Genomic DNA, 15,373 nt, shown 5'->3' with positions numbered 1-15,373 from the left:
AGGAGGTGCGCGAAAAAGGAATGGGAGGAGGAAGGATCGCCGGGCTCAGATATGCCAGGGCGATCGGCGCTTGAGCGCCGTCATCCGCGCCGCGCCTTGCCGGCCACGCGCGAGCGCGCCCGGCAAGGCCGGCGCGGTCGGTGTGGAAGCGAAAGTGCACGACATGCGGCCGAGTCTACCGGTCCCGTTGCGAGCACCGTCACCAAAAGCCCCACCGGCCTTGCCGGATTGGGGCCGCCGCCATCGGAGGTCAGCCGACCCAGCGACGCGCGTTGCGCCAGATCTGCATCCAGGGGCTCAGTTCGCTCCGGTCGCCCGGCGTCCAGCTCATCTGGATGTTGCGAAACACGCGCTCCGGATGCGGCATCACGGCAGTGAAGCGACCGTCGGGCGTGGTCACTGAAGTCAGGCCACCCGCGCTGCCGTTCGGGTTGAATGGGTACTGCTCGGTGGGCTGGCCGTGGTTGTCCACGAAGCGCATCGCCGCGATGGCCTTGGCCGCATCGCCGCGGTGCTTGAAGTTGGCATAACCCTCGCCGTGCGCCACCGCGATCGGCAGGCGGCTGCCGGCCATGCCCGCGAAGAAGAGGCTCGGCGACTCGAGCACCTCGACCATCGACAGGCGGGCCTCGAAGCGTTCGCTCTGGTTGGTGGTGAAGCGCGGCCAGGCTTCAGCGCCCGGGATGATGTCGGCCAGCTCGGCGAACATCTGGCAGCCGTTGCACACGCCGAGGCCAAAGGTGTCTGCGCGGCCGAAGAAGGCCTTGAACTGCTCGGCCAGCTTCGGGTTGAAGGTGATGCTGCGCGCCCAGCCGATGCCTGCACCCAGCGTGTCGCCGTAGCTGAAGCCGCCGCAGGCGACCACGCCCTTGAAGTTGGCAAGGTCCGCCCTGCCCGTCTGCAGGTCGGTCATGTGCACGTCGTAGGCCTCGAAGCCCGCTTCGGTGAACGCATAGGCCATCTCGACATGCGAGTTGACGCCCTGCTCGCGCAGGATCGCGACCTTGGGGCGCGATTGCAGGATGGCGGGCGTTGCAGGCTGTGCGTTCGGCAGGAACACATGCATGCCGGGGTCCGAAGGCTCGCCGGCCGCGGCGTGCTCGGCATCGGCGCAGGCCGGGTTGTCACGCTCGCGGGCGATCTTCCAGCTGACCGAGTCCCACACCTGGTGCAGATCGTGCAGCGATGCGCTGAACACCGACTTGGCATCGCGCCAGACTTCGAGCTTGCCCTTGCCCGCGTCCATGGTGGAGCTGGCCGGTCGCGTCTTGCCGACGAAGTGGCTGTGTGCGCTGAGGCCATGGGCGCGCAGCACCTGCATCACGTCGTTGCGCTCGGCGGTGCGCACCTGCAGCACCATGCCAAGCTCCTCGTTGAACAGCGCCTTGAGCGTGAGCTCCTCGCGCCGCGCGCTGACCTGCTGCGCCCAGTTCTTGGCGTCGCCGGTTTCCATGCGGCTGTCGGAGATGCCGTCGCCTTCGGTGACGAGCATGTCGACGTTGAGCGCCACGCCGACATGGCCGGCAAAGGCCATTTCGCAGGCGGTGGCGAACAGGCCGCCGTCGCTGCGGTCGTGCATCGCGAGGATCTTGCCGTCGGCGCGCAGGGCGTTCACTGCATTGACCAGCGCCACGAGCTGCGACGGGTCGTCCAGGTCAGGCACGGTGTCGCCGCTCTGGCCGAGCGTTTGCGAGAGGATGCTGCCCGCCATGCGGTGCTGGCCACGGCCCAGGTCGATCAGTACCAGCGTGGTGTCGGCTTCTTGCGCATCGAGCTGCGGTGTGAGCGTGCCGCGCACATCGGCCAGCGAGGCGAAGGCCGTGACGATCAGGCTGACGGGCGACGTGACCTTCTTGGCTTCGTCGCCGTCCTTCCACTGCGTGCGCATCGACAGCGAATCCTTGCCGACCGGAATCGACACGCCCAGCGCCGGGCACAGTTCCAGGCCCACGGCCTTGACGGTCTCGTACAGCGCGGCGTCTTCGCCGGGCTCGCCGCAGGCGGCCATCCAGTTGGCCGACAGCTTGACGCGCGAGAGCTCGATCGGCGCGGCCAGCAGGTTGGTGATGGCCTCGGCCACGGCCATGCGGCCCGAGGCCGGCGCGTCGAGCGCGGCCAGCGGCGTGCGCTCGCCCATGCTCATCGCCTCGCCGGCGAAGCCCTTGTAGTCGGCCAGCGTCACGGCGCAATCGGCCACGGGCACCTGCCACGGGCCGACCATCTGGTCGCGGTGGCTGAGGCCCCCCACGGTGCGGTCACCGATGGTGATCAGGAAGCGCTTGGAAGCCACGGTCGGGTGCGCGAGCACGTCGATGGCGGCCTTCTGCAGATCGACGCCGGTGAGGTCGAGCGGCTTGAAAGTGCGGGCGACGGTCTTCACGTCGCGGTGCATCTTGGGCGGCTTGCCGAGCAGCACGTCCATCGGCATGTCGACCGGCTGGACTGCGGCGCCCTCGTCGGCCACCAGCAGTTGGCGCGCTTCGGTCGCCACGCCGACCACCGAGAACGGGCAGCGCTCGCGCTCGCAGAAGGCCTTGAACTGTTCGAGCGATTCCGGCGCGATGGCCAGCACGTAGCGCTCCTGGCTTTCGTTGCACCAGATCTCCTTGGGCGCCATGCCCGACTCTTCGAGCGGCACCGCGCGCAGGTCGAAGCGCGCGCCGCGGCCGGCGTCGTTGGTCAGCTCGGGGAAGGCGTTGCTCAGGCCACCCGCGCCCACGTCGTGGATCGCGAGGATCGGGTTGGCCGCGCCCTGCTGCCAGCAGTGGTTGATGACCTCCTGCGCGCGGCGCTCGATTTCGGGGTTGCCGCGCTGCACCGAGTCGAAGTCGAGCTCGGCTGCGTTGGCACCGGTGGCCATCGAACTCGCGGCGCTGCCGCCCATGCCGATGCGCATGCCGGGACCGCCGAGCTGGATCAGCAGCGAGCCGGCCGGGAACTGGATCTTCTTGGTCTGCGTGGCGTCGATGCTGCCGAGGCCGCCCGCGATCATGATGGGCTTGTGGTAGCCGCGTTGCACCGTGTCGAGGTCGCTCGTCACCGCCTGCTCGTATTCGCGGAAGTAGCCCAGCAGGTTGGGACGGCCGAATTCGTTGTTGAAGGCGGCGCCGCCGAGCGGGCCCTCGGTCATGATCTGCAGCGGACTCGCGATGTGCTCGGGCTTGCCGTAGTGGCAATCCTCGGGCCAGAGCTTGGACACCGTAAAGCCGGTCAGCCCCGCCTTGGGCTTGGAGCCGCGGCCGGTGGCGCCTTCGTCGCGGATCTCGCCGCCCGCGCCGGTCGAGGCGCCGGGGAACGGCGAAATCGCGGTCGGGTGGTTGTGCGTCTCGACCTTCATCAGCACATGGCTCAGGGCGCTATCTTTTTGATAGTTCTGCGAGCCGCTGGCCGGAATGAAGCGCTCGATGGTCGCGCCTTCCATCACCGAGGCGTTGTCCGCATAAGCGATCACCGTGTGCTGCGGGTTTTGCTTCTCGGTGTGGCGGATCATCGAGAACAGGCTTTGCGGCTGCGCCTTGCCGTCGATGGTGAACTGGGCGTTGAAGATCTTGTGGCGGCAATGCTCGCTGTTGGCCTGCGCGAACATCATCAGTTCGACGTCGCTGGGGTTGCGGCCGAGGCGCGTGAAGGCTTCGACGAGATAGTCGATCTCATCCTCGGCCAGCGCCAGGCCGAAGCCGGTGTTGGCGGCCACCAGGGCTTCGCGGCCACCCGTCTGCACATCGACCTGCGCCATCGGCTGGGCCGGCAGTTCGCTGAAAAGGCTGGCCGCCTGCGCGACGGTGGCCAGCACCGATTCGGTCATGCGGTCGTGCAGCGGGCCGGCCACGGCGGCGAGCGTGTCGCCTTCGATGACGGGCGCCTTGCCGATCAACGGGGCCTTGAGCTTGAGGTGATATTGCGTGACGCGCTCGACCCGGCGCAGCGCCAGGCCGCAGTTGTGGGCGATGTCCGTGGCCTTGGAGGCCCAGGGCGAAACGGTGCCCAGGCGCGGCGTGACGACCACCGAGGTACCCGCCTTGGCCGGCGCCTCGAAGGGCTCGCCGTAGGTCAGCAGTGCGGCGAAGCGGTCATGGCCAGCCGCATCGAGCGCGGCATCGGTGACCACGAGGTGCACGAAACGGGCCGAAATGCCCTCGATGCGCGGCTCGATGGCCTGCAGCTTCGGCAGCAGTTGCCGGGCGCGAAAATCGCTGAGCGCGCTGCCGCCCTCGAATAGGGTTACGACGGGAAGGGCTTGAGGTGCGGGCTGCGTCACGGTCGATGTGGGGCCTCGGGGGCCGCGTTGGGAATCAAGGAATCGAGGCGGATGGCCGCTGACTGGGGTCATCCGCGTTAACCCGGAATTTTAGCTTGGTGGATGGGATAATTCCGGGATGAGCATTACCTACAAAGACGCTGCAGGCATCGAAGCCATGCGCGTCGCCTGCCGCCTCGGCTCCGAGGTGCTGGACTACCTCACGCCCTTCATCAAGCCCGGCATCACGACCAACGACGTGGACCGGCTCGCCGCCGAATACATGGTCAAGCAGGGCACCACCTCGGCCACGGTGGGCTACATGGGCGCCAGCAGCGTCCCGTTCCCCAAGTCGCTCTGCACCTCGGTCAACCACGTGGTGTGCCACGGCATCCCCAACGACAAGCCCCTGAAAAAGGGCGACATCATGAATGTCGACGTCACCGTCATCAAGGACGGCTGGTTCGGCGACAACAGCCGCATGTTCGTGATCGGCGATGCCTCCATCGCCGCCAAGCGCCTGTGCAGCATCACCTTCGAAGCCATGTGGCACGGCATCCTGCAGGTGCGCCCGGGCGCCCACCTGGGCGACGTGGGCCATGCGATCCAGAAATTCGCCGAAGGCCAGGGCTTCTCGATCGTGCGCGAGTTCTGCGGTCACGGCGTGGGCCAGCGCTTTCACGAGGAGCCGCAGGTGCTGCACTACGGCCGCCCGGGCACCATGGAAGAGCTCAAGCCCGGCATGATTTTCACCATCGAGCCGATGATCAACGCCGGCAAGCGCGACGTGAAGGAAGACTTCAAGGGCGGCCAGTACGACGGCTGGACCATCGTCACGCGCGACCATTCGCTGTCGGCCCAGTGGGAGCACACGGTGCTGGTCACCGAGACCGGCTACGAGGTGCTGACCCTGTCGGAAGGCAGCCCGCCGCTGCCCTCCTTCGTCACCTCGACCAAGACCTGACGCGGCAACGCGCCCCCGGCCGTGATCGAAGCAGCCAAGATCGACGTGGCGACGCTGCGCGAAGCCTATCGCGCGAAGAAGCTCGCCCTCTTCGACACCCTGCGCTTTGCGCGCGCCCCCACCCGCAGCGTGCACACGGTGCTGCGCCAGCTCTCGGCGCTGGCTGACCAGACGCTCTGCACCCTCTGGCAGGAAGCCGATTTCGGCGATTCGCTCACGCTGGCCGCCGTCGGCGGCTTCGGCCGTGGCGAGCTGTTTCCGTATTCCGACGTCGACGTGCTCCTCCTCCTACCGCCTGAAGGCCACGAGAGCGAGATCGATCCGGCCCGCATCGAGGCCTTCATCGGCCACTGCTGGGACGCGGGCCTGGAAATCGGCTCCAGCGTGCGCACCGTCGAGGAGTGCCTGGCCGAGGCCGAGAAGGACGTCACCGTCCAGACCTCGCTGCTCGAAGCCCGCCTGATCGCGGGCAACAAGAAGCTCTTCGTTGCCTTTCGCCGCCGCTTCGTGCGCGCCATCGATCCGCAGGCCTTCTTCGTGGCCAAGTCGCAGGAGATGCGGCATCGCCACCAGAAGTTCGACAACACGCCCTACGCGCTCGAGCCCAACTGCAAGGAATCGCCGGGCGGCCTGCGCGACCTGCAGACCATCCTCTGGATGACCAAGGCCGCAGGCTACGGCAGCCGCTGGGACGACCTGGCCAAGAACGGCCTGGCCACCTCCTTCGAGGCGCAGCAGATCAAGCGCAACGAGGCGCTGCTCTCGCTCATTCGCGCCCGCCTGCACGTGATTGCCAACCGGCGTGAAGACCGGCTGGTGTTCGACCTGCAGACCGCCGTGGCCGCGAGCTTCGGCTATGAAAGCGAATCGCAGCGCAAGTCCAGCGAGGCGCTGATGCGGCGCTACTACTGGGCCGCCAAGGCCGTGTCGCAGCTCAACCAGATCCTGCTGCTCAACATCTCGGAACGGCTGCAGCCCGTGGACGAGCAGCACACGCCGATCAACGAGCGCTTCTACGAGCGCGCCGGCCTCATCGAGATCGCGAGCGACGACCTCTACGAGCGCGAGCCGCATGCGGTGCTCGAGACCTTCCTGCTCTACCAGAAGACCATCGGCGTGAAGGGCCTGTCGGCGCGCACGCTGCGCGCGCTCTACAACGCGCGCCACGTGATGGACAGCAAGTTCCGCAACGACCCGGTCAACCACGAGACCTTCATGCGGATCCTGCTGCAGCCATACGGCATCACGCATGCCTTCCGGCTGATGAACCAGACCTCGGTGCTGGGACGGTACCTGCGCGTGTTCCGCAGCATCGTGGGGCAGATGCAGCACGACCTGTTCCATGTGTACACGGTGGACCAGCACATCCTGATGGTGCTGCGCAACGTGCGGCGCTTCTTCATTGCCGAGCATGCGCACGAGTACCCGTTCTGCTCGCAGCTCGCGGCCGGCTGGGACAAGCCCTGGATTCTTTACGTGGCCGCCCTCTTCCACGACATCGCCAAGGGCCGCGGCGGCGACCACTCCACGCTGGGCGCACGCGACGTGCAGCGCTTCTGCAAGCAGCACGGCATCGCGCGCGAAGACTCCAAGCTCATCGAGTTCCTCGTGGCCGAACACCTGGTGATGAGCCAGGTGGCGCAAAAGCAGGACCTGAGCGACCCCGAGGTGATCGGCGCCTTCGCCAAGCGCGTGGGCAACGAGCGCTATCTCACCGCGCTGTACCTTCTGACCATCGCCGACATCCGCGGCACCTCGCCGCGCGTGTGGAATGCGTGGAAGGGCAAGCTGCTCGAAGACCTGTACCGCTACACGCTGCGCGCCCTCGGCGGGCGCATGCCCGACCCGGACGCCGAGGTCGAATCGCGCAAGCGCGAGGCGCTGGTGCAACTGGCCCTGCACGCCCAGCGCTTCGAGGCGCACAAGGCGCTGTGGGACACGCTGGACGTCGGCTATTTCATGCGCCACGACGCCACGGAGATTGCATGGCACGCCAAGCAGCTCTCGCGCTTCGTGCCGCCGCCGAACGTGCCGGTCGACCCCAAGGCGCCGCCCATCGTGCGCGCGCACCTGTCGCCGGTGGGCGAAGGTCTGCAGGTGGTGGTCTACACGCCCGACCAGCCCGATCTTTTCGCGCGCATCTGCGGCTATTTCGACCAGTCGTCGTTCAGCATCCTGGATGCCAAGGTGCACACCACGAGCAACGGCTACGCGCTCGACACCTTCCAGGTCGTGACGACCTTCCTGCCCGATCACTACCGCGACCTGATCAGCATGGTGGAGTCGGGCCTCGCCCAGACGCTCACCGAAGCCGGCGCCCTGCCCCCACCGAGCATGGGCCGGGTGTCGCGCCGGGTGCGGAGTTTTCCGATCAAGCCGCGCATCAGCCTGTTGCCCGACGACAAGGCGCAGCGCTGGCTGCTCAATATTTCGGCCAGCGACCGCGCGGGCCTCCTGTATTCGGTGGCGCGGGTGCTCGCGCGCCATCACCTCAATCTGCAGCTCGCCAAGGTCACGACCCTCGGCGAGCGCGTGGAAGACACCTTTTTGATCAGCGGCCCCGAGCTCCAAGGGCAGAAAACGCAGCTGGCCATCGAAAACGACCTGATGGAAGCGCTCGCCTGAAGGACGTCAAGTTGCTCGCAAATGTAAATTCCTCCGGGTTTTTAATACAAAAAGGTTCATTTTTCACATAGTGACCTTCAGAATGGCGCCATGGACCCCCTTCTCGTTCAGCTCTCCGACTCGGTTTCATCGGCCAGGACCCTCGAAGACCTGACGCGCCCGATGCTCGAAATGCTGGAGACGGTCAGCGGGCTGGAATCGACCTACCTGACGATGATCGATCTCACCAAGGGCCAGCAACACATTCTTTTTGCGCGCAATGTCGGCGAGATGCAGATTCCCGAGGGGCTGTCGGTGCCCTGGGACGACACGCTCTGCAAGCGCGCGCTCGACGAAGGCCGCTCCTACACCGGCAACGTCGCCGAGTGCTGGGGCGATTCGGAGGCCGCCCGCGCGCTCGGCATCCAGACCTATGTCAGCGTGCCCGTTCGCACCGACAGCGGCGGGCTCTACGGCACGCTGTGCGCGGCCAGCGCGACGCAATCGCCGATGCCGCCCCATGCGGAGAGCGTGCTCGGGCTTTTCGCCAAGCTGATCGGCCAGCACCTGGAGCGGGAGTTGCTGTTCCTGCGCCTGACGCAGGCCAACACCGAGCTGGCCAACCGTGCCGCGACCGACATGCTCACCGGCCTGCCGAACCGGCGCTCGCTCGACGACGCGCTCGGCCGCATGCTCGCCCAGGGCCGGCGCGACGGCACCAGCGTGCTGATCGGGTTCATCGACCTGGACGACTTCAAGCAGATCAACGACGAACACGGCCACGAGACCGGCGACGAATTCCTGCTGGCCATCGCCACCCGGCTCAAGGCCACGCTGCGCACGAGCGACATGCTCGCCCGGTTCGGCGGCGATGAATTCGTCGTGATCGGTCCCGGCCCCGCCGCGGATGCCTCCGGCGATTCGCCCGACGCGGCGGCGCAGGCGCTGGCGCGGCGCGTGATGGCCGGCTCCGCGGGCGAATTCCAGCTCTCGCGGCTGGTCATCGACTACCCCGGCGCGAGTGTCGGCGCGGTGGCGGCCGATCCCCAGGTGACGTCTGCGCGCGACGCCCTGCGGCAAGCGGACGCCGCCATGTACGAGATGAAGCGGACTCGCCGCATGGTTGCCCGGGAACGCAACACGTCCGCCTGACGCGCACGGGCCGCCCGCCATGCCGCCAAGGCGGCGGACCGGGGGCGTGGTGCGCGAAGGTTCAGTCGCCGCTCGCTGAAAAAAAGCGGCGCCGATGCGGAAAAACTGAATCCGGCCCCGCCAGTCCCTCGTACGCAACGACAGGCTTCGACGTTCAGGCAACGTTAGTTCACATACGTTGCCAACAGTGAACTGCTCCAACACAATGCTCCCACATGGAAATCGCCGAGACCATCCAGCATTACGAAGAACGCACGTGCAGCAGACAGTGGTTGGCTTTCAACCGTGGCATGGCGGCCGAATTGAGTGCCGGCCTTCCGCCGGAAGACTTGCACCAGCTCTTTTTTCGCATCGGCCGCCGCGTGGCCGACGCCCTGCCGGTGACCCCTTGCGACACGCTGGACGACCTGCAGACGCAGTTCAATGCGCGCTGGGACGGCATCGACTGGGGCTTCAGCAACCTGCGCGAAGAGGCCGACTGCGTCGTCATCACCCACGCCTGCAGCCCGATGGCGATGGCCTTCGGCCCCGAGGCGACCTCCTGGAGCACCGGCTTCTTCGAAGGCGTCTACCAGGCCTGGTTCGACGCACAGCGCATGCCCCCGTCCCTGCGCGTGCGGGCGCTCGAGGGCAATGCGCCGACGGGCCCGGTCATCGAGCTGCGGCTTGGCAGGACATCGCCATGAGCCGGGACGACCGCTCCGCGGAAGACGTCGCCGGCCTGTTCCGCAAGTTCGGCGGCGACTCTCACGCCTACAAGGAATTCAGTCCGCCCGAGGAGGCGCAGGAAGCGACCGCCTGGCCCCTGCTGTCGGGCGCACCGGTCGAGCGCGCACCGGCAGCTGCGCCGGCGCCTTTCGTCGCACCGCCTCCCGCTGCGCCGCCCGTCGCCGCACCCCAACCCGTTTTCAGTGCCCGGCCGCCTGAGATTGCGCCGGCCACCCCGGCACCGGCGGCGTTCGCTCCTGCCGCGGCAAGGCCGAACGAACTCCAGGCCCTTTTTGCCCGGCTGGCCGAGTCTCAAGACCGCGCGGCCCCGTCGGGACCCATGTCACGCTGGCGCCGGCCGACGTGACGATGGTTGTCATTCCCGTCATTTCTTCCAAGGGTGGCGTCGGCAAGACGACTTTGGCCGCGAACCTGAGCACTGCCCTCGCGGAGCGCGGGCGCCAGGTGCTGACCGTCGATCTCGATCCGCAGAATGCGCTGCGCTTTCACCTGGCGACCGATCCGCACGGTGCCCAGGAAGGGCTGGTGGCCGCCGCCGCCGGCCAGTTGCCCTGGCGGCAGGCCATGCAGCCCGCGCACGGCGGCGTGGTGCTTCTGCCTTTCGGCACCGTGGACGACGAACGGCAGATCGGCTTCGAGCACGAGCTCTCGCGCCAGCCCGACTGGCTGGCCCGCACGCTCGCGCGCTTCGGGCTGCCGCAGGACATGGTGGTGATCGTCGACACCCCGCCCGGCCCCACGGTCTACCTGCAGCAGGCGCTGCGTGCGGCCGACCTCTGCGTGATCGCCGTGCTGGCCGACGCCGGCTCGTTCGCCACGCTGCCGATCATCGAACGCATGATCGACAAGTACTGCCGTCCCCGCACCGGCTACCTGGGCAGCGCCTACGTGGTCAACCAGGTCGACCCCGGCCAGCGCCTGAATCACGACGTCTTCGCGCTGCTGCGTGCGCGCCTGCAGTCGGACCTCCTGGGCGTGCTGCACCTGGACAGCTCGGTGTCGCAGGCGCTCGCCTCGGCCCTGCCGGTTCGCGGCTACGCCCCGCTGAGCCAGGCGGCGCAGGACATCGCCGTGTGCACCGACCGATTGCTCGCGCGCATCTCCGCACATGTCTCCGCGCGGGCCGCCGCCCCGTCCGCGCCCGCATCGCCGCTGCGCCAGGAAGCCTCCCGATGAAAAGCAACACCGGCAACGCCGAATACATCCCCCGCGAAGCGCCCGGCCTGCTGCGCCTGTGGCCGGTGCGACTGGTGGGCTGGATCGTCGCGCTGGCCGCGCTGCCGGCGCTGATCATCGCGCCAATGACCTTCGAGCAGCAGCTGGTGCTGTCGGTCGGCATCTTCGTCGCGGCGCTGGTGACCAACCGCTTTCGCGGCCGCTTCGCCGGCCTGGTGATGATCGTCCTGTCGGTGGTCGTGTCCTCGCGCTATACCTACTGGCGCGTGACCGAGACCATGTACATGGACAACCCGGTCGACCTGGTGCTGGGCGTGGGCCTGCTCGTGGCCGAGCTCTACGCCTTCGTCGTGCTGCTGCTGGGCTACGTACAGACCGCGTGGCCGCTGGAGCGCAAGCCCGTGCCGCTGCCCGAGGACACGGCGCTCTGGCCGACCATCGACCTCTTCATTCCGACCTACAACGAGCCGCTCTCGGTGGTGCGGCCCACGGTGCTGGCCGCCCAGTCGATCGACTGGCCGCGCGACAAGATCAAGATCTTCGTGCTCGACGACGGCCGGCGCGAGGAATTCCGCCTGTTCTGCGAAGAGGTCGGCGTGACCCACGTCACGCGCGACAACAACCGCCATGCCAAGGCCGGCAACATCAATGCCGCGCTGAAGAACACCAGCGCCGAATACGTCGCGATCTTCGACTGCGACCACATTCCCACCCGCTCGTTCATGCAGATCGCCATGGGCTGGTTCGGCCGCGATCCGAAGCTCGCCATGGTGCAGCTGCCCCACTATTTCTTCTCGGCCGATCCGTTCGAGCGCAACCTGGACACCTTCGGCACGGTGCCCAACGAGGGCGAGCTGTTCTACGGCCTCATCCAGGACGGCAATGACCTCTGGAACGCCACCTTCTTCTGCGGTTCGTGCGCGGTGCTTCGCCGCACCATGGTCGAGGAAGTCGGCGGCATCGCGGTGGAGACCGTGACCGAGGACGCCCACACCGCGCTGAAGATGCATCGCCGGGGCTACAACACGGCCTACCTGGCGCTGCCGCAGGCGGCGGGCCTGGCCACCGAAAGCCTCTCGGGCCACGTGGGGCAGCGCATCCGCTGGGCGCGCGGCATGGCGCAGATCTTCCGCATTGACAACCCGCTCTTCGGGCGCGGCCTGCACTGGGCGCAGCGCCTGTGCTACCTGAATGCGATGCTGCACTTCCTGTATGGCCTCCCGCGCCTCATCTACCTCACGGCGCCGCTGGCCTACCTGTTCTTCGGCGCGAGCGTGATCCACGCGTCGGCGTCGATGATCTTCGCGTTCGCGCTGCCGCACATCCTGCATGCCAACCTGACCAACAGCCGCATCCAGGGACGCTTTCGCTACCTGCTGTGGAACGAGGTCTACGAGGCGGTGCTCGCCTGGTACATCTTCCGGCCCACGCTGGTGGCGCTGATCAACCCGAAGCTGGGCAGCTTCAACGTGACGGCCAAGGGCGGACTGATCGAGAAGGAGTATTTCGACAGCTCCATCGCCAAGGCCAGCCTGGTGCTGCTGGCACTGAATTTCATCGGCGTGGCCGTGGGCCTGTGGCGGCTGACCTGGGTCGATTCGCAGAACATCGCCACCGTCTGGCTCAACCTGGCCTGGACCGTCTACAACCTGATGATCCTGGGCGCCTGCGTGGCGGCGGCCAACGAATCCCGCCAGCTGCGCAGCGCCCATCGCGTGGCGCTGCAAGTGCCGGCCACGCTTTACTTCGCCGACGGCAGCTCGATGCGCTGCAACACCTTCGACTTTTCCACCGGCGGCCTGGGCATCGACCTGCCGGCCGAGATGAAGCTCGCGCAGGACGCCACCGTGGTGGTGGCGCTCTACCGCGGCGAGACCGAGTCGCGCTTTGCGGCAACCGTGCGTTTCAGCAGCGGCAAGCGCGTCGGCCTGCGCTTCGCGCCGATGAGCCTTTCGCAGGAGCGTGCGCTGGTGCAATGCACGACGGCGCGCGCCGACATCTGGGCCGCGCGCTGGGGCAACCATCCGCGCGTGGGCATCCACCGCGTCCTCGGCCACATCGTGCGCATCAGCGGCACCGGCTTTCGCGACATGTTCTCCCACTATCTGCGCGCCGCCGCCAGCCGGCTGCGCCCCCGCCCGGCTTCGTCGAAGCCCGTTGTCGAAGCCAAGGAACCCGTGTGACGACCTCTCCGCATGCGCCTCGCCGCGTTGTGACCCTCTCGCGCCCGGGTGCCTCCCGCAGAGCCTCCGTGCTGGCACTCGCCCTGGCCGCCGCCGCAACTTCCAGCGCCTGGGCCCAGCCCCAGGCCCGGCCCGCCATGCCGGCCGCGGCGCCTGCCGCAGCGACGGCCGGCACGGCAGCGCCCGGCGGCGTGCTGCGCGAACTCAACCTCACGCAGCTGGGCATCGACTATGCGGTGCAGCTGCGCGGCATCAGCGGCACCATCGGCATTCCGTTCAACGTGCGCGCCGATGAGCTGGTCACCGCCGCGTCGCTCAGGCTCAACTACGCCTACTCGCCCTCGCTGATTCCCGAGCTCTCGCACCTGAAGGTCACGGTGAACGACGTGCTCGTCGCCACGCTGCCGGTGAGCCGCACGGAAGCCGGCAAGCCGCAGACGCAGGACATCCCGATCGACCGGCGCCTGATCACCGAGTTCAACCGCATCAACGTGGAGCTGGTCGGCCACTACACGCGCGACTGCGAGGACCCGGCCCACACCAGCCTCTGGGCGCGCATCGACGCGTCGAGCACGCTCAGGCTGAACGTGTCGCCGCTCAAGCTCACCAACGACCTGGCCACGCTGCCGCTGCCCTTCTTCGACCGCCGCGACGTGCGGCGCGCGCGCATCCCCTTCGTGTTCGGGGGCGCGGAGTCGCCGCCGCTGCTCGAGGCGGCCGGCATCGTCTCGTCGTGGTTCGGCGCGCTCGCCGACTACCGCGGCGCCACCTTCCCGGTGACCCGCGGGGACCTGCCCGCCGGCCACGCGGTGGTCTTCGTGCTGCCGGACACCTCGATCGCCAACCTCACGCTGCCCGCCATCCAGGGGCCGTCGCTCGCGATCGTCGACCATCCGCAGGACCCGGCTTCCAAGCTGCTGCTGGTGATGGGGCGCGATCCGGCCGAGCTGCGCACCGCCGCCGCGGCGCTGGCGCTGAACAGCCGCGCGTTCTCGGGCGACCGCAGCACGGTCACCGCCTTCCAGGAGCCGCCGGCGCGCAAGCCCTACGACGCGCCGCGCTGGGTGCCCAGCGACCGGCCGCTGCAGCTGGGCGAACTGGCGACCGCCGCCAACCTGTCGGTCTCGGGGTACACGCCCGACGTGGTGCGCGTCAACCTGCAGCTGCCGCCCGACCTCTTCACCTGGCGCAGCCGCGGCATCCCACTCGACCTGCAGTACCGCTACACGCCACGCGTGCGGCCCGACCAGTCGACGCTCAACCTGAACGTCGACGACAACTTCATCGGCGCGCTGCCGCTGCGCTCGGCCAACCCGGCCGGCGACCGCTGGTGGAACCCGCTGGCCGTCAAGCTGATGCCCGACGGCACCATGGCCGAGAGCAAGCAGGTCATGCTGCCGCCGCTGGCCCTGGGCCCGCGCAGCCAGCTGCGCATGCACTACTACTTCGAGCCCTCGGGCGGGCGCTGCCTGCCCCTGCTCGACAACGTGCGCGGCTCGATCGACCCGACCTCGACGATCGACGTGTCGGGCTTCCCGCACTACATCGCGATGCCCGAGCTCGCGGCCTATGCCAACGGCGGCTTCCCGTTCTCGCGCATGGCCGATCTCTCCGAGACCGCGGTCATCCTGCCGGACCAGCCCGAGGCCACGGACACCGAAACCTACCTGGGCCTGCTCGGCCAGATCGGCCACGCCACCGGCTATCCCGCGCTGCGCGTGAAGGTCGGCCGTTCCGCGGACGTGTCGCAATGGGCCGACAAGGACCTGCTGGTGATCGGCAACCTGCAGAACCAGCCGCTCTTCGGGCAATGGGCCGCCAGGATGCCGCTGCAGCGCAACGGCACCTCGCCGCAGATCAAGCTCAACAGCTGGCTGGACAGCGCCATCGACTTCGTCATCGGTGCGCGCAAGCGCGAAGACTTGCCGGGCGCGATGCAGATCGCGATGAGCGACGACGGCCGCGACGCGGTGCTCGCGGGCTTCGAATCGCCGCTGCGCAGCGGCCGCAGCGTGGTCGCCGCCGTCACCAACTCGGCCTCCAGAGAAGCGCTGCTGAACGCGCTGATGACGCCCGACCTGCTCAAGCGCATCCAGGGCAGCATGGCGATCGTGCGCGACAAGCAGGTGTACAGCGTGCTCGGCGAAGACACCTACTACGTGGGCAGCCTGCCGCCGCTGGCATGGCTGCAGTGGAACCTGTCGCGCAGCCCGCTGCTGCTGGCCGGGCTGGTCGTGGCGCTCGCCCTGCTCGGCGCCGCGGTCGCTTTCGCCAGCCTGCAGTTGCGCGCGCGGCGGCGTCTGCGTTGAGCGGGTTCATCAGGTTGCC

At 68.1% G+C, this 15,373-nt stretch carries 9 protein-coding genes; 8 read left to right on the top strand and 1 reads right to left on the bottom strand.

What is annotated here, in order from left to right:
* Positions 1-250 precede the first annotated feature (250 nt).
* A complete protein-coding gene (gene purL, locus GNX71_RS15545; protein ID WP_206179124.1) occupies positions 251-4,258 on the bottom strand; it encodes a phosphoribosylformylglycinamidine synthase in 4,008 nt (1,335 codons plus the stop codon).
* A 118-nt stretch (positions 4,259-4,376) separates the two neighbouring features.
* Here purL and map point away from each other — a divergent pair, with 118 nt between their 5' ends.
* From map to bcsB, 8 genes are all read left to right on the top strand, one after another.
* The gene (gene map / locus GNX71_RS15540; RefSeq protein WP_198788538.1) at positions 4,377-5,201 is read left to right on the top strand and encodes a type I methionyl aminopeptidase; all 825 of its coding nucleotides are present in this window, start codon (positions 4,377-4,379) and stop codon (positions 5,199-5,201) included.
* 21 nt (positions 5,202-5,222) lie between these two features.
* Positions 5,223-7,826 (top strand): [protein-PII] uridylyltransferase, encoded by a 2,604-nt coding sequence (locus tag GNX71_RS15535; protein WP_206179123.1) that lies wholly within the window; start codon positions 5,223-5,225, stop codon positions 7,824-7,826.
* A gap of 90 nt (positions 7,827-7,916) precedes the next feature.
* Complete coding sequence (locus tag GNX71_RS15530) at positions 7,917-8,957, top strand: GGDEF domain-containing protein (RefSeq protein WP_206179122.1); 1,041 nt, start codon at positions 7,917-7,919, stop codon at positions 8,955-8,957.
* Positions 8,958-9,229: 272 nt separating this feature from the next.
* A complete protein-coding gene (gene bcsD / locus GNX71_RS15525) occupies positions 9,230-9,643 on the top strand; it encodes a cellulose biosynthesis protein BcsD (RefSeq protein ID WP_241027282.1) in 414 nt (137 codons plus the stop codon).
* Positions 9,640-10,032, top strand: coding sequence for a BcsR/BcsP family cellulose biosynthesis protein (gene bcsR / locus GNX71_RS15520; protein WP_206179834.1), 393 nt, complete (start codon positions 9,640-9,642; stop codon positions 10,030-10,032). Before bcsD ends, bcsR begins: the two co-directional genes overlap by 4 nt.
* A gap of 2 nt (positions 10,033-10,034) precedes the next feature.
* Positions 10,035-10,862: a cellulose biosynthesis protein BcsQ gene (gene bcsQ, locus GNX71_RS15515; protein ID WP_206179511.1), complete on the top strand. Its 828-nt coding sequence runs from the start codon at positions 10,035-10,037 to the stop codon at positions 10,860-10,862.
* Positions 10,859-13,045 carry a UDP-forming cellulose synthase catalytic subunit gene (gene bcsA / locus GNX71_RS15510; protein ID WP_206179120.1) on the top strand — a complete coding sequence of 729 codons (2,187 nt, stop codon included), beginning with the start codon at positions 10,859-10,861 and terminating at the stop codon, positions 13,043-13,045. Before bcsQ ends, bcsA begins: the two co-directional genes overlap by 4 nt.
* A 68-nt stretch (positions 13,046-13,113) precedes the next feature.
* On the top strand, positions 13,114-15,354 hold the full coding sequence (bcsB, locus tag GNX71_RS15505; RefSeq protein WP_241027281.1) for a cellulose biosynthesis cyclic di-GMP-binding regulatory protein BcsB: 2,241 nt from the start codon (positions 13,114-13,116) through the stop codon (positions 15,352-15,354).
* The last annotated feature ends 19 nt before the right edge of the window (positions 15,355-15,373 follow it).

The organism is Variovorax sp. RKNM96, from assembly GCF_017161115.1.
Lineage (GTDB): Bacteria > Pseudomonadota > Gammaproteobacteria > Burkholderiales > Burkholderiaceae_C > Variovorax.
This window is presented reverse-complemented; position numbering and strand designations above follow the sequence as displayed.

Coding starts and splice junctions, on each gene's coding strand:
- map (WP_198788538.1), top strand. CDS start 4,377: ATGAGCATTACCTACAAAGACGCTGCAGGCATCGAAGCCATGCGCGTC.
- bcsQ (WP_206179511.1), top strand. CDS start 10,035: ATGGTTGTCATTCCCGTCATTTCTTCCAAGGGTGGCGTCGGCAAGACG.
- bcsR (WP_206179834.1), top strand. CDS start 9,640: ATGAGCCGGGACGACCGCTCCGCGGAAGACGTCGCCGGCCTGTTCCGC.
- GNX71_RS15530 (WP_206179122.1), top strand. CDS start 7,917: ATGGACCCCCTTCTCGTTCAGCTCTCCGACTCGGTTTCATCGGCCAGG.
- bcsA (WP_206179120.1), top strand. CDS start 10,859: ATGAAAAGCAACACCGGCAACGCCGAATACATCCCCCGCGAAGCGCCC.